We start from the raw sequence: 22,982 nt of genomic DNA, 5'->3' as shown, positions 1-22,982 counted from the left end.
TCCATTTATAAACCAAGAGAACCCAAATGCTCGCTCCCCAACACCTCCTCTGGATAGACGGCCCCGCCGGCCGCCTGCACACCATCTACCTGCCGCCCGAAGCCCCCGAGCGCGGCGTAGCCGTCATCAACCACCCCAACCCCCTGCACGGCGGCACGTTTACCAACAAAGTGATCCAAACCGCCGCCAAAGTTTATGCCCGCCTCGGCTTCCACTGCTACCTGCCCAACCTGCGCGGCGTGGGCGAAAGCGAAGGCGAACACGACTACGGGCGCGGCGAAACCGACGACTGCCTCGCCGTCATCGACTACGCCCAAAACCAACACCCGCATGCCGCCCAACTCATCATTTCCGGCTTCTCCTTCGGCGGCTACGTGAGCCTGTTTGCCGCCCAACAGCGCCAACCCGATGCCCTCGTACTGCTCGGCCCCGCCGTGGGCATGTATGAAGTGCCCGCCGCCCAAGCCGCCGATCCGGCGCATACTTTGGTAATCCACGGCGAAATTGATGAAGTCGTCCCACTGTCCAACGCCCTCAGCTGGGCCGCCCCGCAAGACATCCCCGTGGTTGTGCTGCCCCAATCCTCCCACTTCTTCCACGGCAAACTCATCCCCCTGCGCGACACCCTGCTGCGCTTCGTGCCCGGCGTGTTGGGAAAATAAGCTGATCAGTTTCAGGTAGCCTTTAGATGTAGAAAGGCTACCTGAAAAACTATCCGCCATTTGACAGTTGAATCATATCCAAATAATAATCACTTAAACTTTTCATTATGATAAAACACCTCAAATGTCTAACCCTCCTCTATATTTGGATAAGATTATCTATCATCCTACTAGCCATAAAGTTACTCTATTTTTTAATTGGAATGGAGAAAAAACTATTCTTTCTGCACAAATCATAAGCAGCGGCACTGGAAACGATCTGATACGTGGAATCGCATCAGAAGAACTCTCAAACTTTATAATGAAATTTATTCATACAGAAGGATTTGTATCTAATTTAAATAAATTATTTAATATTATTCTAAACTATGCTGATAAAAATTTATTTGAGGATTTTCCAATTCAAATCATGTAGTAATCATTTTGCTGAATCTACCCCTAATCCCTAGCAAAATAATCTTTTCACTAGACCATGCCCACCTGCCAACCCGCCATCGTCCTCACCACCTGCCCCAGCCAAGCCGAAGCCGAACGCATCGGCAAACTCCTGCTGCAACAGCGCCTTGCCGCCTGCGTACAATACGAGACCATTCAAAGCCAATACCTCTGGCAAGGCGAGCTCTGTTGCGACAGCGAAATCCGCCTCACCATCAAAACCGCCGAACGGCACTACCCCGCCGTTGAGCGCCTGATTCTCGAGCAGCACAGCTACGATTGCCCGCAAATCCTGCTGCTGCCCGTATCCGTCGGCTCAGAAGGCTACCTGAAATGGCTGCAAGACAATCTCGTACCATAATTCGGCCGACAATCTTCAAAAATATTGCCGTACATCAAAGGCTACCTGAAATATTAGCTCCGCAGAAACCCGCAGCGCCCGTTTTCAGGTAGCCTTCTTTGCCAGCCGAAATACAGCTGAAGTGCTTTGCTACATGCCAAGCAACAAGCCGAAAACAGACTGGGCTATACGGTTAGGCCCGCCGCCGCAGGAAGCAAAGGGCTTTAGCTATCGGCACCGAATTCGGCTACAATACCGCCTAGCATAAGTTAAACAAACTCCCCTTCCCCCGCCAACCATCGGCAGTACAAACGGCACGATTGGGGCGAGAGCGGGTTTGTTTAGCTTATCATCCCCCGCTGCCCGCCAGCATCCACCTATTGTCTGTCAAAGGAGACTCAAATATGTTTTCCCGCAGCATCACCATCGCCAAATACGATCCCGACCTCGCCGCCGCCATTGCCGCCGAAGACAAGCGCCAGCAAGATCACGTTGAACTGATTGCCTCCGAGAACTACGTCAGCTGCGCCGTGATGGAAGCCCAGGGCAGCCAGCTCACCAACAAATACGCCGAAGGCTACCCCGGCAAGCGTTACTACGGCGGCTGCGAACACGTAGATGTGGCCGAAGAGCTTGCCCTCGAACGCGTGAAAAAACTATTCGGTGCCACTTATGCCAACGTACAACCCCACTCCGGCTCGCAAGCCAACCAAGCCGTGTATGCCTCCGTATTGAAACCCGGCGACACCATCCTCGGCATGAGCCTTGCCCACGGCGGCCACCTCACCCACGGTGCATCAGTAAATATTTCCGGCAAGCTCTACAACGCCATCACCTACGGCCTGGACGAAAACGAAGTGCTCGACTATGCCGAAGTGGAACGCCTCGCGCTTGAGCATAAACCCAAAATGATTGTGGCCGGCGCCTCCGCCTACGCCTTGGAAATCGACTGGACACGCTTCCGCCAAATCGCCGATAAAGTGGGCGCCTATCTGTTTGTGGATATGGCACACTATGCCGGCCTGATTGCCGCCGGCGAATACCCCAACCCCGTGCCACACGCCGACTTCGTTACCACCACCACCCACAAAACCCTGCGCGGCCCGCGCGGCGGCGTGATTCTGTGCCGCGACAACACCCACGAAAAAGCGCTCAACTCCGCTATTTTCCCCAGCCTGCAAGGCGGCCCGCTGATGCACGTGATTGCCGCTAAAGCCGTGGCCTTCAAAGAAGCCTTGTCGCCCGAATTCAAGCAATACGCCAAACAGGTGAAGATCAATGCTGCCGCCATGGCCGAAGAGCTGGTAAACCGTGGCCTGCGCATCATTTCCGGCCGCACCGAAAGCCACGTTTTCCTGGTGGATCTGCGCCCGAAACACATCACCGGCAAAGCTGCTGAATCCGCGCTGGGCAAAGCATTGATTACCATCAACAAAAACGCCATCCCGAACGACCCGGAAAAACCCTTCGTTACTTCCGGCATCCGCGTAGGTACTGCCGCCATCACCACCCGCGGCTTCGACGAAGCTGCCGCCCGCAAACTGGCGAATCTGGTGGCCGATGTGCTGGACAAACCCGAAGACGAAGCCAACCTGGCTCGCGTGGCCGGCGAAGTGAAAGCCTTGTGCGACCAATTCCCGGTATACGGCGCATAAGCAGATAGCTTGAATACCTTCACTTGAAATAAAACCAGCCGGCTGGAAACAGCCGGCTTTTTTATACCATTTAATATATAGCGGATTAGATAAGGCGGCGAGCCAGTACCGTGCATTCTTATTTAAAAGGCTACCTGAAAATTTCAGGTAGCCTTTCATTCATGCGATTGAAGCAATCAAACCGAGAACGAAGAACCGCAGCCGCAAGTAGTTACGGCATTCGGGTTGCTGCGGATAACAAATTGCGAGCCTTGCAGGCCTTCGGTGTAGTCGATTTCCGCACCGAGCAGGTATTGGTAGCTCATCGGGTCGATTAGGAAAACGAGGCCGCTTTTTTCGATTTGGAAGTCGTCGTCGTTCACGATTTCGTCGAAAGTGAAGCCGTATTGGAAGCCGGAACAGCCGCCGCCGTTCACGAACACGCGCAGTTTCAAATCGGGGTTGTTTTCTTCGGCAATCAGCTCGGCTACCTTATTGCAGCAGCTTTCGGTGAAGATAATGGGATCGCTGTGATCAATGTCAGACATGATTTATTCCTTTTTCTGTGTTATGCGGGATGGGCTTATTGTGGCGCAAAGCGGGGTTTGCGGGCAAGTCGGCCTTGAGTAAATTCTAAGCGGCAAATAAGGGCGGAAGCGTCGGGTTTAAAGTGCAGGCAGGCGGTGCCTGCGGCGAAATATTTTAAGGCAGGCATTGCGTTTCGCCATCACTGCATATAAGGGCTACCTGAAAAACCGTTTGCTATTTTTCAGGTAGCCTTTTGATTTCAGGCAGCCCTAGGGGCTGTCGACATTTAATTTTCCAAGTGGATTTTTGTTCACAAAGCGGAAGATTCAAAGCGGAAACCGCAACAAGGTTGGACACCTTGTGAGGATTTCCAACGCAGAAGATGCCGCTTTGGGGATAAAAAGACACGGAAACTATTGAATGTCGACAGTCCCTAAGCCAATTCTTCCTGCCATTGCTCCAAGAGCTTCTGCCACTCGCCTTCGTTTTTATGACCTTGCGCGATCGCGGCTTTGAGGTGGGAAATCGCTTCGCCGGCGTTGGCACGTACGCCCCAGCCGTGGTAGTAGAGGCAGGCGAGGTTGTAATGCGCCACGGGGTCGTGCCGGAGGGCGGCTTTTTTAAACCAAGCGGCGGCTTTTTCGTAGTCTTTGCCCACAAATTCGCCAAGGAAAAACATCATGCCGAGGTTGGTTTGCGCACGAGGCAGGCCGTATTCGGCGGCGGCTTTATAGAGCGCGAAGGCTTGGCCGATGTCTTGGGTGGCGCCGTTGAGGCCGAAATGACAAACGAAGGCTTGGCGGTAGTGTTCTTCAGCCAGTTGCTCTTCTGGGTCGGGCAGGTGGCACACCGGGTCGGACTCACGGCGCTGGGGTTTCACCGGCTCGGCCAGCTTTTCTTTGGCTTCTTCGTGCCCGTTGAGCACGGCTTGTTCATACCATTGCCGCGCCAGTTTGTCGTCTTTGGATACACCCAAGCCGTAGCGGTACACATCGCCCATTTGATACATGGCATCGGCATTACCCAAGCGTACGGCCTGCTCCAAGCAGCGCACGGCGGCATCGAAGTTTTGCTGGATACCCTGCCCGGTGAGCAGTTGTTTGGCCAGCAGGTTCAGCGCTTCGGAATCGTTGGCATTGGCCGCCTGGATAATCCATTGCACGGCGGCCTTGGGGTCGGCCGCGCAGCCGATGCCGTTGAGCCGCATATGGCCGGCCTTGCTTTGGGCAGCCACCACGCCTTTGGCGGCCACGCGCTCATACCAATGCAGGGCTTTGGCTTTGTCCATGCCGCCGAAGCGGCCGGTTTCATACAGACGGGCGAGCTGCCATTGCGCATCGCCATAGTCGTGTTCGGCGGCGCGTTTGAGCCAGCTGATGCCTTGGCGCACGTCGGTTTTGGTGCCCAAACCGTGCAGGAGGGCATAGGCCATATGGTATTGCGCCTGCGGCTCGCCCAACGCGGCAGCATGGGAGGCCCAGGCGAAGGCTTTTTGGTGCTGGCCGTGGGCGGCCGCGTTTTCCATCAGCCACACGATGGCCGGCGGGAATTTTTGCGCGGCCAGATGTTGCATCACCTGGCTGGCGGCCAATACGTCTTGCTGCATGCCTTCGCCGTTGGCCTGCATCAAAGCCAGGCTGTAGGCGGCTTTCAGGTAGCCTGAAGCAGCGGCACGCTCCAGCCAATATAGTGCGGTGGCATAGTTTTGCGGCACATTTTGGCCTTGGCGGTTCCATTCGCCCAGCTCGTATTGTGCCTGCTGATGCCCCATTTCGGCGGCTTGGAGCATATCGGCCGCGGCTTTTTCGCGGGTGTCTTCTGCTTCCAGCAGCTGTTGGGCGCGGCGGTAGTAGGCTTCGGCATCGGGCAGATTATCCTGCTCCATCCGATTTGTTTTCACCAGCTTAACGGCTTTGCGCCCGAGTGCAAATTTAATCATTCGTTCCAACCGTATTTAAATCTTTCTTTCGGCGGCTATTGCGGCTAGGCTGCATGCCACCCCTCCCTAGTTCAGGCCGGTTGGCAAGGGTTTTCCCTTGCCCGCTAACTGTTCTGTTGCACGGCATCTTGTTAATATACAGACATTTTAGCATGCCGGCATACCCTGTGGCAGCCCGTTTAAGCTATTTGAGGCTACCTGAAAAGCCGGAACACACCGATAATTTGCTAACAGAGCCTCTTTTACGCATAAATTGCCAAACTTTCGGGCTATGAATTGTCGTTCATTTGATTTTGGTCAATATTTCTCCCAACTATTATCTTTATAATTCCCTCCAAGTTGAAAGGACTTAGTGCCCGGCTGGCAAGCAAAGCCGGTTGGTTGAAATAGAGATGCTCCTGTTTCTTGCAACATTGGATTCATTTTCCTCTTGATGTGTGTGTGTTTAGGTGTGGCCGACTGCCACACCTTTTTTTATCTGCAATATTCAGCCAAAGTAGCGGAAGCCGCCCAACCCGCTATAAAATGCCGCCTTTCCCCACACTCCGCCGCCTATGCTCAGCTACCGCCACGCCTTCCATGCCGGTAACCATGCCGACATGCTCAAACATTTTATCCTGTTTCTCACCCTCAGCTACTTCAACCGTAAAGACAAGCCCTATTGGTATATCGACACCCATAGCGGTGCCGGCTTATATCGTCTGACAGACGATACCGCGCAAAAAACCGGCGAACACCAACAAGGCATCGGCCGCCTGCTCGCCGCGCCCGCCCTGCCTGCCGAGTTGGAACAATTCCGCCAACACCTGCGCCACATCCTGCCCGCGCCCGATTTCTATTGCGGCTCGCCCCGCCTCGCCCAAAGCCTGCTGCGCGACAGCGACAAAATTCGCCTGTTTGAGCTGCACTCCGCCGACTTCGCCCTGCTGCAGGAAAACACCCGCGCCGACCGCCGCATCATCGCCAAACAAAGCGACGGCTATCAAGGCCTGATTTCCCTCCTGCCGCCCCCGACGCGCCGCGCCCTAATCCTCATCGACCCACCCTACGAACAAAAACAAGACTACCGCCAAGTAGTCAAAACCCTGCAGGCCGCCCTGCGCCGCTTCGCCACCGGCTGCTATTTGCTGTGGTATCCCTGCCTTTCACGCGAAGAAAGCCGCCAACTGCCTGCCGAACTGTGCAAACTGCCCGTTACCCATTGGCTGCAAACCGAACTGCATGCCCATGCCCCGCGCAGCGACGGCTTCGGCATGCACGGCAGCGGCATGTTCGTTATCAATCCGCCCTATCTACTGGCCGAACAGCTCGCCGCCAACCTGCCTGCCCTCGCCGAACTCTTGGCGCAAGACGGAGGTGCAAGATTTGTGCTGGAGCAAGAAAGCGCTTAAGCATTTAAGTTTCAGGTAGCCTGTTCCATGTAAAGGCTACCTGAAAAACACAGCACCACGCCAAACCGGCAATCAATACACTAATTTGCCATACAGCTGCCCCGGCCGGCAGCGATTTCTGATTTCCTCCGCCAATTCCAAAGCATTCCCCGCGCTGTTAAGCCACACCTGGTTTCCGGCTGCAGACGACGGCTTAATCCGATTCAAATTCAAACTGAGCGTTTGCGGCACTACGCCGGCCTGTTCCGGCATACGGTATTGCAATAACAATTTGCTGGGAAAGTTTCCGCCCCGCAAATTCACAAATTGCAACCATTCATAAGCCACAAAACCTTCGCCCGCACCCGATAAACAATAACGGATACCCTCTTCCTCCAAACGCACAAACTCGCGTGGTCCGGTACGTTTGCCATGCCACCGCCACCACACCAGCCTGCATACCGCTAAGGCAAGCAGCAAGATACCCAAGTGCAATACCGTTATTCGATATTGCCCAGATAGCAAAACTATCCGTCCAAGAATAGTGAGCAACGCCGCGGCACCAAACACAGTAGCCCACCCGTTCAACAAGCCTCTGCCAAACTCCCACTCCCGTATCTCTTTACGACAGGAAAGATAATCATGATTTTCCATTGTGTTATTTCCTCAATAAAGCTATCTGAAAGTACCGTAAAGCAATAATGCAAAACCTTGCAGCATCATATCCCCTCTGCTTAACAACATCAATTTTCAGGTAGCCTGCCCCCTCTTGCCCCATCCTAACCGGCAGGCTACAATCCGCGCCCGTTTTAATACAAAACAAAAGGAAAGCCCTATGACACACCAACTCAATAAAGGCAAAATCCGCGATAACGCACTCAAAGCGCTGGTGCATTCCAATCTGTTCCGGCACAAAACGGAACGCAAAAAGAAAGGCAAAGGCAGCTACAACAGGCAGGCAGCCAAAAAATGGCAGGACGGTTTTGAACAACCGTCCCGTTTTGATTTGTATCGCTACCCTGATAACCGCCTCAGCCCTCCCTACCCACCTCCCATTCCGTACGGGCAGTTTTCTTCAACGCTCCATGTTTTGTAATGTGCCGACATCGCCACACCGCCTTACCACCGCCGCGAACCATCCATTTTTAAGCATTATCAACTATCTATTTATCATTTCATATACAGCCATTGAAAAATAGCTTGTTTGAAATTTTCGCTGATTCGTACCATCAACATCCCTATTAAATCCGCTCATTCCGACATACCCATTGGACGCCGAAAACAAATATTGAAAAACTGGGGAAAATAAAACCCTATACAAATGAATATATTTTTCAATTATTGGCCACACTCTATTATATTTTGTTTGGAAATTGGTTATAGTTACAACTGCAAGCCCTTTTACCTCAACCAAACATGAGAAGGAGGAAAAATGTCCCAATCTTCTGCAAAAGAAACCCTGAATCCGTTCGAAATCGCCCGCAAACAGGTAAAAACCGCCTGCGACCGGCTCAATGCCGACCCTACGGTGTATGAAATCCTGAAAAATCCGCAACGCGCCTTGGAAGTCAGCTTCCCCGTCAAACTCGACAACGGCACCGTCAAAACCTTCACCGGCTACCGTTCGCAACACAACAACGCCGTCGGCCCCTACAAAGGCGGCGTGCGTTTCCATCCCAATGTAAATTTTGACGAAGTCAAAGCTCTGTCGATTTGGATGACCATCAAATGCTGTGTCGCAGGCATTCCTTACGGCGGCGGCAAAGGCGGCATTACTTTAGATCCGCGCGATTATTCAGAAGCAGAGTTGGAACGCATTTCCCGCGCTTACGCCGAAGCCATTTCCCCGCTCATCGGCGAAAAAATCGATATTCCCGCCCCCGATGTGAACACCAATGGCAAAATCATGTCGTGGATGGTCGATGCTTACGAAAATATCGTTAAAAAATCCGCGCCGGGCGTGTTCACCGGCAAACCGGTCGAATTCGGCGGCTCTTTGGCGCGCACCGAAGCAACGGGTTACGGCGTGAATTTCGCCGCCGTCCAAGCTTTGGAAAAGCTTGGCAAAGATGTGAAAGGCGCGACCTACGCCATTCAAGGTTTCGGCAATGTGGGCTATCATACGGGCTATTATGCGCACAAAGCCGGTGCGAAAGTCGTTGCCGTTTCCACTGTCGATGTCGCCATCTACAATGAAAACGGCTTGGATATGGAAGCCCTGTTCAAAGAATATCAGGCCAACGGCTTTATTACCAACCAAGCGGGTTACGGCAAGGAAATTAGCAATGCCGAACTCTTGGCGCTGGATGTGGACGTACTTGCCCCATGTGCTTTGGAAAACCAACTAACTTCCGAAAACGCCGGCAAAGTCCGCGCCAAAATCGTGGTCGAAGGCGCAAACGGCCCGACTACGCCCGAAGCCGATGCCATCCTGCGACAAAACGGCGTATTGGTCGTGCCCGATATTCTGGCGAACTGCGGCGGCGTGGTCGTTTCCTATTTCGAATGGGTGCAAAACCTGCAAGGCTATTATTGGGAATTTGACGAAGTTCAGGAAAAAGAAACCGTTGTCCTGCGCCGTGCGTTCCGCGATATTTGGAATTTGGCGCAAGAGTATGATGTGGACCTGCGTACCGCGTCTTACATGATGAGTATCCGCCGTGTTGAAAAAGCAATGAAGCTGCGCGGTTGGTATTGATGGCGTTTTGAAAAACGGTTTGATAAAGGGTTGCCTGAAAATGTTCGGGCAACCCTTTCGTTTATGGATATTTGTCCTTTAGCCAGGTATTGACAGTGTAATCAGGAAGTAGCAGATCAGAGATGCCGAATGACACCAGAATTACTGCCGAAATAAGAAAGATGGTTTAACTCAAATTAAACCGTTTTTACTTGGTTTAAGCTGTCTACGACAAATGCTAAAGGCTACCTGAAAACCGCCTTACCGATTTTCAGGTAGCCTCAAGCTTGAGCCGATTCCAGGCCTGCGCTATAGTTGGTTTCCAAAAAACGCCACATAACCGATGGCAAGCAACAGCAACACGATTGCCAGCCAAGTAATCGGCGAGATTTTCAGCTCTTTGTAGTGCAAACCGATTGCCTTGCAGGCTCGGTAACGCAGGAAAAATGGCAAAAAGGCGTAGGCAAACATCGCGCCTACCGCCAGCCAAGATAGGATTTGCCCTGCCAGCGGTGACAATGAATCTAACACGCCCACCATCCAAACAAACAAGGCAAGCAGAGCGGGTATGCCGAGTGTGTATGCCCATATCCGCCGAGCCTGACCCCAATGCGCCGGCTGCTTGATGATTTGATAATTCGTGCCGGAGAGCATGGTCGGCTCCACCGACAAAACCCGTGCGCTATACAGCGGAATCAGCGGTATCCATAAAGCCACAATCCACGCCGTGGTGACGTACGTGCCGTCTGGTTCGTAATCGAATTCGCCGACAAACGTGGTGCCAAACCCATTGAGTGTGAACATACTTTCTCTTTCTTGCGTTTAAATGATTAACCCATGGGCTACCTGAAAACCGCTTTGCCAATTTTCAGGTAGCCTCAAATATCGTTACCGCCTCATCCGTTCATGCCGCCGAAGGACATTTCTTTGTCTTCGTCCACTTCGATGGTGAGTGTGTGGCCACCGAAATAATCGGGCTGTTTGGTGGATAAATCGATGCTGAAATCACTGACGGTTTTGTCGTCAAAATCCACCCATAGGGATATGCCAGATAGGCAGATGCTGTCGATGACGGCCTGCCTGTCCGTTTCGACAGTCAAAACCGTGCCGTCATATAGGACGGCTTTGCCTTTCTGTGCGATTTCTTGTGCGACCCAATCGTTGAATGCATCAACAAAATTTTCGTAATCCAGTGCAAAATCGATAATCTTTTTGCGTTTCTTTTCAATCCATTTCAGTACCGCTTCAATCTTTTTATACGGAATTTTGTTTTTGAACAGCTTTTCCACGGCGGTGGGCTCGTAAAGCGCGTCTTCGTCGCCGTCGTATTCGTCTAACAATTCATCGGCATCCAGCACGACAGGGACGGCGTTGCCCCAGAGTGTTGCCTCGGCAACCAGACCGTCATATCCGTCTGACAAGGCAAAGCGTTGTTGCAGCAGGCTTTCCGCAGGGGCTTTGGGCTGCGGCGTTTCACCCGGCGCGGCATAGCCTTTGGCTTTTTTGGATTGGATGAGCTTGGCGGCATCTTTTTCGCATTCTTCCGTGCTGGCAAAGGTTTTGGTTTTGCTTTGCCCTCTCGTGCCTATGCGTCCGAAGGTAACCGTGTGGCTGCATCCTTCTATGTTGATTTGCCAGAATTTTTCGGATTGTTCATCGCGGTATTCCAAATATGCCATCCAATCGGTCTCCATGTGTTTTGAAAAAGTGCAGGCTGCTTTTTTCAGGCAGCCTGCACTTGTCTTACTCAATCCCTTTTTTCGCCAAATAGCTCTCGTAATCGCCCAGATAATATTCATATCCGCCTTTGCCATCCAGCTCGATAATCTGCGTGGCAAGTGAAGACACAAACTGGCGGTCGTGCGACACGAAAATCAGCGTGCCTTTGTATTTTTCCAGCGCCATGTTCAGCGATTCGATGCTTTCCATGTCCATGTGGTTGGTCGGTTCGTCCATAATCAACACGTTGGGTTTCAGCAGCAGCAGTTTGCCGTAGAGCATACGGCCTTTTTCACCGCCGGAGAGCACTTTCACTTTTTTCACCACGTCGTTGCTACCGAACAGCAGGCGGCCGAGCGTGCCGCGGATCACTTGTTCGTCGTCGCCTTCCTGCCCCCATTGGCGCATCCATTCGGTCAGGTCCATATCCACGTCGAAATCGTTTTCGTGGTCTTGCGGGTAGTAGCCGATGGTGGCTTTTTCCGCCCATTTAATGCAGCCTGCATCGGGTTTGATGTCGGAAAGTTTTTCGTCAAACGCGCCGGCCAGAAGTTTCAGCAGGGTGGATTTGCCTGCGCCGTTTGGGCCGATGATGGCGAGGCGTTGTCCGGCTTCCAGAATGTAAGACAGTTTTTCAAACAGGGTTTTATCAAATGATTTGGCCAGGTTTTCCACTTCCACGGCTTGGCGGTGCAGCTTGTTTTTCTCGTCGGTTTCAAAGCGGATATACGGGTTTTGGCGGGTGGACGGTTTCACTTCCACCATTTCGGCTTTGATTTTGTCGGCCTGTTTCAAGCGGCTGGTGGCTTGGCGGGCTTTGGATTTGTTGGCAGAGAAGCGGGCGACAAACTCTTGCAGTTCCTGCAATTTTTCTTTGGCTTTGGCGTTGTCTTTCAGCGCGCGTTCGCGGGATTGGGCGGAGGCGAGCATGTAGCCGTCGTAATTGCCGGGGTAAACCGTGATGGTGTTGTAGTCCAAATCGGCCATGTGGGTGCAGACTTCGTTCAGGAAGTGGCGGTCGTGCGAGATGATAATCATGGTGCTGTCGTATTGGTTCAGCACGCCTTCCAGCCAGCGGATGGTGTTGATGTCCAAGTTGTTGGTCGGCTCATCCAAGAGCAGCACGTCGGGTTTGGAAAACAGGGCTTGCGCCAGCAGCACGCGCAGTTTGAAGCCGGGGGCAACTTCCGCCATGGTGGCGTTGTGCAGTTCTTCGGCAATGCCCACGCCGCTCAATAATTCGGCAGCGCGCGCTTCGGCGGTGTAGCCGTCGTATTCGGCGAACTTGGCTTCCAGTTCGGCGGCGTGCATATAGTCTTCTTCGGTGGCTTCAGGGTTGGCGTAAATCGCGTCGCGTTCGGTCATCGCCGCCCACATTTCGGTGTGCCCCATCATCACCACGTCCAGCACGCGCATGTCTTCGTAGGCAAATTGGTCTTGACGCAATTTACCCAAGCGTACGCCGTTTTCAATCGCGACTTCGCCCGCAGTCTGTTCCAAATCGCCGCCGAGGATTTTCATGAAGGTGGATTTGCCCGAACCGTTCGCGCCGATCAAGCCGTAGCGGTTGCCTTCGCCGAATTTGACGGATACGTTTTCAAACAGCGGCTTCGCGCCGAACTGCATGGTGATGCCGGAAGTGGAAATCATGGGTGTGCCTTTGCGGAAAATTAGAATATAAAAAGCGGACGATTTTAACACAATCAATGCTTTCTGTATTGAAAACAACCCTTCTCACCATAGCCGGCATCTATGGCAGCAGAAGCCGTTCTTTCTTCTTGCCAGGCGAGGAGCTGCATACAACATGAGTAATACCGCAACGCCAGCTGACGCAGCAGGCAGAAGTGCTTTAGCCGTGCTTGCAAAATTTTCAGGTAGCCTTTACCCTAACGCCCTTATTCATTTCCATATCTTAACCAATATCATGAACAAACCATTCCGCACACTCATCCTGGCCGCCGCACTCGGCTGCTCCGCCCTCGCCGCCCACGCCGAAACCCGCGTGATGCTCGAAACCAGCCAAGGCAATATTGAGCTTTCCTTGGATGAAACCCGTGCGCCGAAAACCGTGGAAAACTTCCTCGCCTACGCCCGTAGCGGCTTTTATAACGGCACTATTTTCCACCGTGTGATTCCTGGCTTCATGATCCAAGGCGGCGGCCTCACCGCCCAAATGGCCGAAAAAGCCCCGATTCGCCGCGCCCTCGACAACGAAGCCGCCAACGGCCTGAAAAACAACCGCTACACCGTCGCCATGGCGCGCACGGCCCAGCCGCACTCCGCCACCAGCCAGTTCTTCATCAACCTGAAAGACAACGAATTCCTCAACCACACCGCCCCCACCGCACGCGGCTACGGCTATGCTGTGTTCGGCAAAGTAACCGCCGGGCAGGAAGTGGTGGACAAAATCGCCGGCGTGCCCACCGGCACGGTGGATATGTATCAAGACGTGCCGCGCACGCCCGTTGTTATCCGCCAAGTGCGCATTCTTTCGCAATAATCCCAACGTATTAGGAGTGTGATCGTATGAAAAAAGCCCTTACCCTTGCTATTCTTGCCGCCGCCTTCGGCAGCGCTCAGGCCGACACCTATAAAATCGACAGCCACCACGCTAACGCCCGCTTTGCTATCGACCACTTCAACACCAGTACCAACACCGGCGGCTTCTACAACCTCAGCGGCACGGTGGAATACAACCCGCAGGCTAAAACGGGCAGTGTGAAAATCGACATCCCTGTGGCCAACTTGCGCAGCGGCAACGAACAGTTCGACCACCACCTCGCCTCCGCCGATCTATTCAACGCCGCCCAATATCCCAGCATGCGCTTTGAATCCACCCGCTTCAACTTCCGCAACGGCAAACTCGCCAGCGTGGACGGTCGTCTTACCCTGCTCGGCCAAACCCATCCCGTGCGCCTCAACGCCGACCGCTTCAACTGCTACCACAGCCAGCGCGTCAACGCCCAAGTGTGTGGCGGCGATTTCAGCACCACCATCGACCGCAGCAAGTGGGGCATGAACTTCCTGCAGGGCGTGATCAGCAATCAAGTGAAGCTGAACATCCAAATCGAAGCCGTTAAACAATAATCCCGTATCAAAGGCTACCTGAAACCCCAAACCGTTTTTCAGGTAGCCTCTTCCCTTTCCTCCAACCCAATTACAGGACAGTAAACATGATTAAACTCCACACCAACTTCGGCACCATCGGCATCGAGCTCGACCACGAAAAAGCCCCCGAAACCACCGCCAACTTCGAACAATACGTGAAAGACGGTTTCTACGACGGCCTTATTTTCCACCGTGTGATTAAAGGCTTCATGATTCAAGGCGGCGGCATGGACGAAAACATGCAGGAAAAGCCCTCCCGCGCCCCGATTAAAAACGAAGCGCAAAACGGCCTGAAAAACAACAAATACACCCTCGCCATGGCGCGCACCCAAGCTCCGCACAGTGCCTCTTCCCAATTCTTCATCAACACCAAAGACAACGACTTCCTCAACCACACCTCCCCAAGCCTGCACGGCTGGGGCTACGCCGTATTCGGCAAAGTGGTGGAAGGCCAAGATGTTGTTGATGCCATCGAAGGCGTGGCCACCAAACGCCACGGCTACCACGACGACGTGCCGGTTGAGCCCGTAGTCATCACCAAAGCCGAAATCGTATAAACAAACCAGCCGGGCCGGCTGCAGCATGCCGGATCGGCTTTCACATCTGACCATCTCAAAGGGGAAACACCATGATCTTCATCTGGGGCAGCAAAGGCTATTTCGATGACCTCGGCGAAAGCGGCGAGAGCTGCATCTGCAGCAACTGCAACAACCGCGTTAATTTGCACATCACCAACGCCTACACCAAATTCACCTTCTTCTTCATCCCCCTATTCCGCATGGAATCAAAATACTACCTCACCTGCCCCATTTGCTCCCACGGCTGGAAGCTCAAACGCCAGGAAGCCAAACAACTGATGCAACCCCGCTAAACCGCTATGCCCATCGACTTCGGCATTTACCACCGCCGCCTACACAAACTCGCCTACTACGCCCGCCACAGCCCATTCGGCCTGTTGCCACACCGCCTGCTCGCCAAATCCATCGAGCCCGTATTGGCCGAGTTTGCCCGCCTACCGAGCGAAACTCAGCAGCAAATCCGGCAGCGAGTGGACTACTGCAACCGGCAAAATCAGCCATTTGCCCTTTCAGGTAGCCTCACCCCGGTAGACCAAGTCGGTAATTTCAAACGCGGCAGCCACACCTCCGCCTACTACTACGACCTCGCTGCCCTCCTGCGCTACTTCCCGGCAGAAGCCCGCTTCGCCTACGAATTCGGCGACGTCACCCACATTCCCGCCCAACCCGCCTTTGTGAAAAGCCGCCCCATCCGGAGTGACAACCAACACTCCGTTCTGCTCAAGCTCGACAGCGTGCGCCATTTCTATATCTACCCCGACCGCACCCCCTTTGCCACCAAACGCAACCAACTCGTCTGGCGCGGCGCCGCCTTCCAAAAACAACGCCTGCGCTTCTTGCGCCAATACCACGACCATCCCCAGTGCGACGTCGGCTGCGTACACAAACAATCCATCGGCCAGCCCTACCATCGCAGCTTCATGAGTGTAGGCCAACAGCTGCAATACAAATACATCCTCAGCATCGAAGGCAACGACGTCGCCACCAACCTCAAATGGATACTCGCCTCCCGCTCCCTCTGTTTCATGACCACCCCCGTCTACGAAACCTGGCTGCTGGAAGGCCGGCTGCAGCCTGAAATCCACTACGTCCACCTCCAACCCGACTACAGCGATTTCGACGAAAAACTCGCCTTCTATCAACAACACCCCGATGCCGCCGAACGCATCATCCGTAACGCCAACGCCTATATGCAGCCCTTCTTCAACAGCAGGCAAGAGTTGATCACCAGCCTGCTGGTGATGCAGAAATATTTTGAATTAGCCAAAAGCTGATGAATCAGCCCGGCTACAACAAAAGGCTACCTGAAACACAGCGCAAACCACACACGCTTTTCAGGTAGCCTTATTCAATCATCTTCAATCAAAACCGCTCGTGCGGCGCCAGATAGCGCCACTGCCCCGGCGGCAGCGCGCCGAGTTTCACCTTGCCGATGCGGATGCGCTTGAGCCCCACCACGCGCAGCCCCACCAGCTCGCACATGCGGCGGATTTGGCGTTTTTTGCCCTGTTTCAGCACAAAGCGCAACTGATCTTGGTTTTGCCACGATACCTTGGCCGGCCGCAGCGCCTCGCCGTCCAGTTTTAGGCCGTGGTTCAGCAGGCGCAGGCCTTCTTCGGAAAGTTTACCCTTCACGCGCACCAGATATTCTTTTTCCACACCGCTGTTTTCGCCGATCAGGCTTTTGGCCACGCGTCCGTCTTGCGTGAGCACGAGCAGCCCGACCGAATCGATATCCAGCCGGCCCGCAGGAGCGAGGCCGTTGCGGTGTGCCGCTTTAAATTTTTGCGGGCTGCGGTCTTCCGGCCAATGGTTAGTTTCGGTAATCAACTCGGCAACGCTGCGATAGCCTTTTTCGGCCTGCCCGCTCACGAAGCCCACCGGCTTGTGCAGCAGGATGGTCACCCGCCCGGCCTGCTCTTCATGTGCGGCGCGGTGCAGCTCGATGCGGTCGCCCGTGCCCACCTTTTGGCCGAGCACGGCTTTCTCGCCGTTCACTCTCACCCAGCCGCGCTCAATATAGGCATCGGCTTCGCGGCGCGAACAGAGACCGAGTTCGGCCATACGTTTGGAAAGGCGGACAGTGTTGTCGGGTGTGGTCATATTCGTTTCTTTGTTAGGCAGATTTTGATTTCAGGTAGCCTGCTTGGCGCGAGGAGGCTACCTGAAATTATTGGCAAAGCAATGCATTAGGAAATGCAATACTGTAGCAACACTGGAAAATGGTGTTTCAGCTAGCCTCTTCTGGATGCTGGTCAAACCAATCGCGCACGCGCTGCAAATCTTCCGCGGTGTCCACCCCGGCGGCGGGGGCGTTGTCGCACACGGTAACGGCGATTTTGCCACCGTGCCACAACACGCGCAGCTGCTCGAGCGATTCGATGCTCTCCAGCGGCGAGGGCGGCAGGCCGACGTATTGGTGCAGGAAACCCACTCGGTAGGCATATAGGCCGATGTGGCGCAGCGGGGCAAAGCCTTCAGGCAGCACGGCTTGCGTTTCGGCGAAGGCATCGCGCGGCCAGGCGATGGGGGCGCGGCTGAAATAGAGGGCGTTGCGCCGTTGGTCGAGCACCACTTTCACGCAGTTGGGATTGAGAAATTCGGCCACGTCGGCAATCGGGTGGGCGGCGGTGGCCATTTGGGCGCTGCTGCTGCCGAGCAATTCGGCAGTACGGTTGATGAGGGCGGGATCAATCAGCGGCTCGTCGCCCTGCACGTTCACGGCAATATCGCTATCGGCCATGCCCAGCAGCAGCGCAGCTTCGGCCAGGCGGGCGGTGCCGCTGGTGTGCTGTTTGCCGGTGAGCACGGCTTCGATGCCGTATTCGGAGCAGGCAGCGGCAATGGCGGTGTGGTCGGTGGCCACGACGATGCGCTGCGCTTCGCTCAACTTGGCGCGCTCGGCCACGCGCACCACCATGGGTTTGCCGGCAATATCGGCCAAGGCTTTTTCAGGTAGCCTGCTGGAAGCCAGGCGGGCGGGGATGATAACGGTAAACGGGGTGCTCATGCGTGCAGCTCTTCTTCGGTGAGGGGGCGGGCTTCGTTTTCCAGCATGATGGGAATGCCGTCGCGGATCGGGAAGGCCAGCTTGGCTTGGCGGCTCCACAATTCTTGGCGGCCGGCATGGTATTCGAGCGCGCCTTTGGTGAGCGGGCAAACGAGGAGGTCGAGGTATTTTTTATCCATGGTTTGGGGTCTCCGGTGTTGGTTTGGTTGAAGCTTAGGCTTTCAGGTAGCCTGTTACTTATCCGGCAGGCAGCGGCGGATCACGGCCTGCACTAAAGCTTCCGGCAATTCGGCGCGCACAGGCAACACCCATACTTCCTGCGCGGTGTCGGCGGCGAGCTTCACCGCGTCTTTTTCGGTGACGATGTAGCTGTCGGCGGCGGGCAAATCGGCAATCTGCCAGGCGGCGTGGTCGTGCAAGGCAATTTGCCGTTCGGTATCGATACCTAGCCGCGCCAGTTCGGCAAAGAAACGCTCGGGCTTGGCGATGGCGGCGGCGGCGATAACGCGGCGCTGTTTCAGGTAGCCTTCCGGCAAGCGTTCGTGCGGACGGTGCAGGCGGTAGATCTGCCCGCATTGCAGGCGGCTGCGGCAGAGCAAAACCTGATCCGGCAAAGCCCAATCCGGCTCGCGGCTATCGGGCATGCTATTGGCCAGCAGCACGGCGTTTACGCTTTCCAAGCGCGCCAAAGGCTCGCGCAAATTGCCATTGGGCAGCAAATCCAGCGGCCGCCCTACATCGGCGGCGGGGAATACTGCCAGCTCGAAATCGCGTTGCAGGGCGTAGTGTTGCAAGCCGTCGTCGGCAATGATGATTTGTACTTCGGGATGCGCGGCCAAAAGCGCCCTGCCCACTTCGGCACGGCAGTTGCCCACGGCGGCAGGAGCGCCGGTGCTGCGATGCAACAGCAGCGGTTCATCACCGGCCTGCGCGACAGTGCTTTGGTTGTTTAACACATGCACGCCCTGCCCGCTGCGGCCATAGCCCCGGCTAATGATGCCAGGGCGGATGCCGCGCTCCTGCAAGGCGCGCACCAAGGCCTGCACCACGGGGGTTTTACCGCTGCCGCCTGCCTGCACATTGCCCACCACCACCACCGGCACAGGCAGTTTTTCACTATGCCGCCGGCCTTTCAGGTAGCCTTCGCGCCGCCGCGCCGCCAATAGGCCGAACAGCCGTGCCAGCGGCCATAAAATCGGCGTAAGCAGCGGGTTGGGCGTTTGCCAATGGCGCTCGATCAGGCGGTGCAGCATTTTTCAGGTAGCCTCATCTTTCAGCTAGCCTGCCGGGTGCGGCGGTAGTGCACGAAATCGAAGCGGATGCCGTTGGCGGCAGCGGTGTGGCTGCTGCGTTCAACCTCCTGCCATTCGGCGGGGGCAAAGGCGGGGAAAAAGGCGTCGCCGTCGATATCCAAACGCACTTCGGTGAGGCGCAAATCGGTAGCCAGCGGCAGGGCTTGGGCGTAAATCTGCGCGCCGCCCATGATGATGATTTCGGACACGTCGGCCAGCACGGACAGCGCGTCATCTAAGCTATCGGCACGTTCTGCACCCTCGGCCTGCCAGAGCGGCTGGCGGGTAATCACGATATTGCGGCGGCCGGGCAAGGGTTTCTTGGGCAGCGAATCCCAGGTTTTGCGCCCCATCACCACAGGTTTGCCCAAGGTGTAGCGTTTGAAAAAGGCGAAATCTTCGGCAATATGCCAGGGCATGGCGTTACCACTGCCGATGCAGCGGTTATCCGCCACGGCGGCGATAAGGGTGATGGTTTGCATGGGAGGCTACCTGAAAACGGAAGAGGCAAAACGCCGCCATTGTAACGCAAGCCTTCTTCCTTCACAGCCCCAAAACGTGCGCTTTGGTGTAAAATCCGCTTTCTTTGCGGCGCATGCCGCTTTTGCTTATTTCCCTACAACGGAGCAGCGGACATGACCATCATCCCCCCCAACCACGAAGGCGCAGGCCTGAATATCGGCATTGTACAAGCCCGTTTTTCCAACGAAATCGGCAGCGCCATGCTTGAAGTGTGCGCCGAAAAACTGGTGGAAATGGGCGTGCCCGACGGCAACATCACCGTGGCCACCGTGCCCGGCGCGCTGGAAGTGCCGCTGGCGCTGCAAAATATGGCGCAGTCGCACAGTTTTGATGCGCTGGTGGCCTTGGGCGCGGTAATTCGCGGCGAAACTTATCATTTCGAATTGGTGTCGAACGAGTCCGCTGCCGGCATCAGCCGCGTGGGGCTGGATTTCAACATCCCTATTGCCAACGCCATCCTCACCACCGAAAACGACGAACAAGCCCACGCGCGCATCCAAAACAAAGCCGCCGAAGCCGCGGTGGTGGCGGTGGAATGCGCCAACCTGCTGCGCCGCCTCAATCCGGCCGGCAACAGCCTGCCCGATGCCATCGTGTAGCCCTTGATTTCAGAAAGCCAAGTAATGAAACCGAAAAACCGCACCCCGCGCCGCCGCGCGCGCGAATTTGCCGTGCAGGCACTGTATCAGGCCGCGCTCAACCGGCTGCCCGATGCCGAAGTGGCCAAAAATATCCGTGAAAACGAACATTTCGCCAAGGCCGACAACGAACTCTTCACCACCATTTTCTTCGGCGTGCAGGCCAAACGCCGCGAGCTGATGCAGATTATCCGCCCGCTGCTCGACCGCGACGAAAAAGACCTCAGCCCCATCGAATGCGCCGTGCTCCTGGCCGCCGCCTTTGAGCTGCGCGATATGCCGGAAACGCCCTACCCCGTGATCATCAACGAAGCGATTGAAGTCACCAAAACCTTCGGCGGCATCGACGGCCACAAATTCGTCAACGGCATTTTGGATAAATTGGCGGCCGAACTGCGCCCCAACGATCCGAAACGCGCTTAAGCCGCGCCCGTTTGCCCATGCCGCAGGCTACCTGAAACCGCCGTATCCGCTTTCAGGTAGCCTTTGGCGTTTTATCGTGAATATGAATAAAAACAAATCCTAGGATAAGCTGAAATACCCCAACCACTATTTTTCAGGTAGCCTCAGCCGCCGCTACGTCATCCCGTTAAAACAGGTAAAATACCCGCCGCACAGGCTACCTGAAACCGACACGCCATGTATTACAAACTCGCCCCCATCATCCACGTCCTCTCCCGCCTCGGCTTCGTGTTTTCGCTGCTGCTCTTGGCGCCCACGCTCGTGTCGTATCTCTACCAAGATGCCGCCTTTTGGGTGTTTGCCGATACCGCCGCTGCCACCATTTGCGTGTCTGGCATCATCTGGCTCATCACCCGACGCCACCAGCGCGAGCTGCGCACCCGTGACGGCTTCACTCTCGTCTTCCTGCTGTGGGTGGGGTTTGCCGTGGTTGCTTCCATGCCGTTTTATTGGTATCTGCCCGGCATCAGCTACACCGACGCCTTCTTCGAAGCCATCTCCGGCCTCACCACCACCGGCGCCACCGTTTTCACCAACCTCGACAGCTTCCCTCCCTCGCTCAACTTCTGGCGCCACCTGCTCAACTGGGTGGGCGGCATGGGCATCATCGTTTTAGCTGTGGCCATCCTGCCCATGATCGGCGTGGGCGGCACCCAGCTGTTCAAAGCCGAAATTCCCGGCATCCACAAAGACAGCAAACTTGCCCCCCGCATTTCCCAAACCGCCAAAAACCTTTGGCTGATCTACGTTTTCTTCACCCTCGCCGTCTGCCTCGCCCTGCGCCTGGCCGGCATGAGCTGGCTTGATGCCGTGTGCCACGCCATGTCCTGCCTCGGCCTGGGCGGTTTCTCCACCCACGATCAAAACATCGCCTATTTCGATTCCGTGCCCATCGAAATGATTTTGTCCGTCGGCAGCATCATCGCCGCCATCAGCTTCACCAACCACTACTACGCCTTCCGCCAACGCAGCCTCAACGTCTACCGCCGCGACAGCGAAGTGCGCGTGATGATTACCGCCCTGATTGTCAGCATCATCGTGAGCGCCCTCTATTTGTGGCACAAAGATTTCTACCCTGATTGGTCGCAATCCCTGCGCTTTGTCGGCTTCAACTTCATCTCCATCGGCCTGGCCAACGGCTACGCCAACACCGACTTCGCCGCCTGGCCGCTGCCCGTGTCCCTGTGGATGTTTTTCCTCGCCAACATCCTCTCCAACGCCGGCAGTGCTGGCGGCGGACTCAAAACCATCCGTGCCATCGTATTGTTTAAATTCAGCCTGCGCGAAATGATGCTGCTCCTGCACCCCAACGCCGTGCACACCGTAAAAATCAACGGCATGCACATCGCCGAGCGCACCGCCATGACCGTGCTCGTGTTCACCGCCGTTTATTTCCTCACCATCATCTTCGCCACCTTCGCCCTCATGGCCACCGGCCTCGACTTCGTTACCGCCCTCACCGCCGCCACCGCCTGCATCACCAACGCCGGCCCCGGCCTCGGCAGCGTCGGTCCCGCCGGCAGCTACGCCGAACTAGCCGCTGTGCAAAAATGGCTGTGCGCCGCCGTTATGCTGCTCGGCCGCCTGGAAATCTTTACCGTGTTCATGCTCTTCACTCCCGCCTATTGGCGCAAATAGCGTTGAGCGGTTTCAGGTAGCCTTATATCCCGCTTGAGGCTACCTGAAACATCAAGCCTGCCGAAATACAGGATAATTCAGGCTACCAAATCCGACAGCCCGCTGGATTTGCAGGTAGCCCCAGTGTAGATAATGGCTACCTGAAAAACAACGTGGCATCTATGTCCGACCTACCTCAATATTCCAGTCACCACATTGGAGCAAATCCATGCCCTTCCCCGTAGAGCCCCAATATATCCAAGCCGCCGAACAAGCCCTCGGCATCCAGTTCCCATCCCGCTTCAAAGCCAGGCTGCAAGCCGAAAATGGCGGCGAAATCCTGCTCGAACCCGACAACGAAGACAGCAGCTTCACCCTCCTTCCCGTATTCGACACCTCGGCATAAGTAACAAAAAAGGTGCTATTTCAGAGAACCTTGCCAGTAAGTAAC

The 22,982-nt window shown here is 55.3% G+C and carries 27 protein-coding genes; 16 read left to right on the top strand and 11 right to left on the bottom strand.

Annotated features, from left to right (window positions below):
* Positions 1-26: 26 nt before the first annotated feature.
* From ACO6EE_RS04110 to glyA, 4 genes are all read left to right on the top strand, one after another.
* Positions 27-662, top strand: coding sequence for an alpha/beta hydrolase (locus ACO6EE_RS04110; RefSeq protein WP_485959428.1), 636 nt, complete (start codon positions 27-29; stop codon positions 660-662).
* Positions 663-786: 124 nt separating this feature from the next.
* Entirely contained in the window at positions 787-1,077 is a 291-nt protein-coding gene (locus ACO6EE_RS04105; protein WP_485959427.1) for a hypothetical protein, read from the top strand.
* Between the two features lie 57 nt (positions 1,078-1,134).
* Positions 1,135-1,458 (top strand): divalent-cation tolerance protein CutA, encoded by a 324-nt coding sequence (cutA, locus tag ACO6EE_RS04100; protein WP_485959426.1) that lies wholly within the window; start codon positions 1,135-1,137, stop codon positions 1,456-1,458.
* 383 nt (positions 1,459-1,841) lie between these two features.
* Positions 1,842-3,092, top strand: a complete 1,251-nt coding sequence (gene glyA, locus ACO6EE_RS04095; protein WP_485959425.1) for a serine hydroxymethyltransferase — start codon at positions 1,842-1,844, stop codon at positions 3,090-3,092.
* 176 nt (positions 3,093-3,268) lie between these two features.
* Here the strand turns inward: glyA and erpA are convergent, their stop codons facing one another.
* Entirely contained in the window at positions 3,269-3,619 is a 351-nt protein-coding gene (erpA, locus tag ACO6EE_RS04090) for an iron-sulfur cluster insertion protein ErpA (protein WP_003821808.1), read from the bottom strand.
* 413 nt (positions 3,620-4,032) lie between these two features.
* Positions 4,033-5,538 carry an SEL1-like repeat protein gene (locus ACO6EE_RS04085; RefSeq protein WP_485959424.1) on the bottom strand — a complete coding sequence of 502 codons (1,506 nt, stop codon included), beginning with the start codon at positions 5,536-5,538 and terminating at the stop codon, positions 4,033-4,035.
* Positions 5,539-6,092: 554 nt separating this feature from the next.
* On the opposite strand from ACO6EE_RS04085, the gene ACO6EE_RS04080 reads away from it, so the two are divergent.
* Positions 6,093-6,929 carry a 23S rRNA (adenine(2030)-N(6))-methyltransferase RlmJ gene (locus tag ACO6EE_RS04080; RefSeq protein WP_485959422.1) on the top strand — a complete coding sequence of 279 codons (837 nt, stop codon included), beginning with the start codon at positions 6,093-6,095 and terminating at the stop codon, positions 6,927-6,929.
* Between the two features lie 72 nt (positions 6,930-7,001).
* Here the strand turns inward: ACO6EE_RS04080 and ACO6EE_RS04075 are convergent, their stop codons facing one another.
* Positions 7,002-7,562 (bottom strand): hypothetical protein, encoded by a 561-nt coding sequence (locus ACO6EE_RS04075; RefSeq protein ID WP_485959421.1) that lies wholly within the window; start codon positions 7,560-7,562, stop codon positions 7,002-7,004.
* Positions 7,563-7,743: 181 nt separating this feature from the next.
* Here ACO6EE_RS04075 and ACO6EE_RS04070 point away from each other — a divergent pair, with 181 nt between their 5' ends.
* Entirely contained in the window at positions 7,744-8,004 is a 261-nt protein-coding gene (locus tag ACO6EE_RS04070; RefSeq protein WP_485959453.1) for an alternative ribosome-rescue factor A, read from the top strand.
* A gap of 336 nt (positions 8,005-8,340) precedes the next feature.
* Complete coding sequence (locus ACO6EE_RS04065) at positions 8,341-9,606, top strand: Glu/Leu/Phe/Val family dehydrogenase (RefSeq protein WP_485959419.1); 1,266 nt, start codon at positions 8,341-8,343, stop codon at positions 9,604-9,606.
* A gap of 288 nt (positions 9,607-9,894) precedes the next feature.
* Here the strand turns inward: ACO6EE_RS04065 and ACO6EE_RS04060 are convergent, their stop codons facing one another.
* The 3 genes from ACO6EE_RS04060 to ACO6EE_RS04050 all read right to left on the bottom strand — a co-directional run bounded on the left by ACO6EE_RS04060 (position 9,895) and on the right by ACO6EE_RS04050 (position 12,954).
* Positions 9,895-10,389: a hypothetical protein gene (locus ACO6EE_RS04060; RefSeq protein WP_485959418.1), complete on the bottom strand. Its 495-nt coding sequence runs from the start codon at positions 10,387-10,389 to the stop codon at positions 9,895-9,897.
* A gap of 92 nt (positions 10,390-10,481) precedes the next feature.
* Positions 10,482-11,264 (bottom strand): WGR domain-containing protein, encoded by a 783-nt coding sequence (locus ACO6EE_RS04055; protein WP_485959416.1) that lies wholly within the window; start codon positions 11,262-11,264, stop codon positions 10,482-10,484.
* Between the two features lie 64 nt (positions 11,265-11,328).
* Positions 11,329-12,954, bottom strand: a complete 1,626-nt coding sequence (locus tag ACO6EE_RS04050) for an ABC-F family ATPase (protein ID WP_485959415.1) — start codon at positions 12,952-12,954, stop codon at positions 11,329-11,331.
* 274 nt (positions 12,955-13,228) lie between these two features.
* Between ACO6EE_RS04050 and ACO6EE_RS04045 the strand changes: the two genes are divergently transcribed.
* The 5 genes from ACO6EE_RS04045 to ACO6EE_RS04025 all read left to right on the top strand — a co-directional run bounded on the left by ACO6EE_RS04045 (position 13,229) and on the right by ACO6EE_RS04025 (position 16,264).
* Positions 13,229-13,804: a peptidylprolyl isomerase gene (locus ACO6EE_RS04045; protein ID WP_485959414.1), complete on the top strand. Its 576-nt coding sequence runs from the start codon at positions 13,229-13,231 to the stop codon at positions 13,802-13,804.
* Between the two features lie 26 nt (positions 13,805-13,830).
* A complete protein-coding gene (locus tag ACO6EE_RS04040) occupies positions 13,831-14,391 on the top strand; it encodes a YceI family protein (RefSeq protein WP_485959412.1) in 561 nt (186 codons plus the stop codon).
* Between the two features lie 86 nt (positions 14,392-14,477).
* Positions 14,478-14,969, top strand: a complete 492-nt coding sequence (locus ACO6EE_RS04035) for a peptidylprolyl isomerase (RefSeq protein WP_485959411.1) — start codon at positions 14,478-14,480, stop codon at positions 14,967-14,969.
* Between the two features lie 71 nt (positions 14,970-15,040).
* The gene (locus tag ACO6EE_RS04030) at positions 15,041-15,283 is read left to right on the top strand and encodes a zinc-ribbon domain-containing protein (RefSeq protein WP_485959410.1); all 243 of its coding nucleotides are present in this window, start codon (positions 15,041-15,043) and stop codon (positions 15,281-15,283) included.
* A 6-nt stretch (positions 15,284-15,289) separates the two neighbouring features.
* On the top strand, positions 15,290-16,264 hold the full coding sequence (locus ACO6EE_RS04025) for a glycosyl transferase family 90 (protein WP_485959409.1): 975 nt from the start codon (positions 15,290-15,292) through the stop codon (positions 16,262-16,264).
* An 88-nt stretch (positions 16,265-16,352) separates the two neighbouring features.
* Here ACO6EE_RS04025 and ACO6EE_RS04020 read toward each other — a convergent pair whose 3' ends face one another.
* The 5 genes from ACO6EE_RS04020 to ACO6EE_RS04000 all read right to left on the bottom strand — a co-directional run bounded on the left by ACO6EE_RS04020 (position 16,353) and on the right by ACO6EE_RS04000 (position 19,774).
* Positions 16,353-17,093, bottom strand: coding sequence for a pseudouridine synthase (locus ACO6EE_RS04020; protein ID WP_485959408.1), 741 nt, complete (start codon positions 17,091-17,093; stop codon positions 16,353-16,355).
* 127 nt (positions 17,094-17,220) lie between these two features.
* Complete coding sequence (gene kdsB, locus ACO6EE_RS04015; RefSeq protein WP_485959406.1) at positions 17,221-18,000, bottom strand: 3-deoxy-manno-octulosonate cytidylyltransferase; 780 nt, start codon at positions 17,998-18,000, stop codon at positions 17,221-17,223.
* Positions 17,997-18,179: a Trm112 family protein gene (locus ACO6EE_RS04010; protein ID WP_049258544.1), complete on the bottom strand. Its 183-nt coding sequence runs from the start codon at positions 18,177-18,179 to the stop codon at positions 17,997-17,999. The genes kdsB and ACO6EE_RS04010 overlap by 4 nt, the downstream gene beginning before the upstream one ends.
* Positions 18,180-18,233: 54 nt before the next feature.
* The gene (gene lpxK, locus ACO6EE_RS04005; protein ID WP_485959403.1) at positions 18,234-19,253 is read right to left on the bottom strand and encodes a tetraacyldisaccharide 4'-kinase; all 1,020 of its coding nucleotides are present in this window, start codon (positions 19,251-19,253) and stop codon (positions 18,234-18,236) included.
* 20 nt (positions 19,254-19,273) lie between these two features.
* Complete coding sequence (locus ACO6EE_RS04000; RefSeq protein WP_485959401.1) at positions 19,274-19,774, bottom strand: dihydrofolate reductase; 501 nt, start codon at positions 19,772-19,774, stop codon at positions 19,274-19,276.
* A 153-nt stretch (positions 19,775-19,927) separates the two neighbouring features.
* On the opposite strand from ACO6EE_RS04000, the gene ribH reads away from it, so the two are divergent.
* The 4 genes from ribH to ACO6EE_RS03980 all read left to right on the top strand — a co-directional run bounded on the left by ribH (position 19,928) and on the right by ACO6EE_RS03980 (position 22,937).
* On the top strand, positions 19,928-20,413 hold the full coding sequence (gene ribH, locus ACO6EE_RS03995) for a 6,7-dimethyl-8-ribityllumazine synthase (protein WP_485959400.1): 486 nt from the start codon (positions 19,928-19,930) through the stop codon (positions 20,411-20,413).
* A gap of 24 nt (positions 20,414-20,437) precedes the next feature.
* On the top strand, positions 20,438-20,875 hold the full coding sequence (gene nusB, locus ACO6EE_RS03990) for a transcription antitermination factor NusB (protein WP_485959398.1): 438 nt from the start codon (positions 20,438-20,440) through the stop codon (positions 20,873-20,875).
* Positions 20,876-21,091: 216 nt separating this feature from the next.
* A complete protein-coding gene (locus ACO6EE_RS03985; protein ID WP_485959396.1) occupies positions 21,092-22,552 on the top strand; it encodes a TrkH family potassium uptake protein in 1,461 nt (486 codons plus the stop codon).
* Between the two features lie 208 nt (positions 22,553-22,760).
* Positions 22,761-22,937, top strand: coding sequence for an SMI1/KNR4 family protein (locus ACO6EE_RS03980; RefSeq protein WP_485959394.1), 177 nt, complete (start codon positions 22,761-22,763; stop codon positions 22,935-22,937).
* Positions 22,938-22,982: the final 45 nt, after the last annotated feature.

It is taken from the genome of Eikenella sp. (assembly GCF_057315495.1).
The sequence above is the reverse complement of the archived record's forward strand: the minus strand, read 5'-3'. Positions and strand labels throughout refer to the sequence as shown.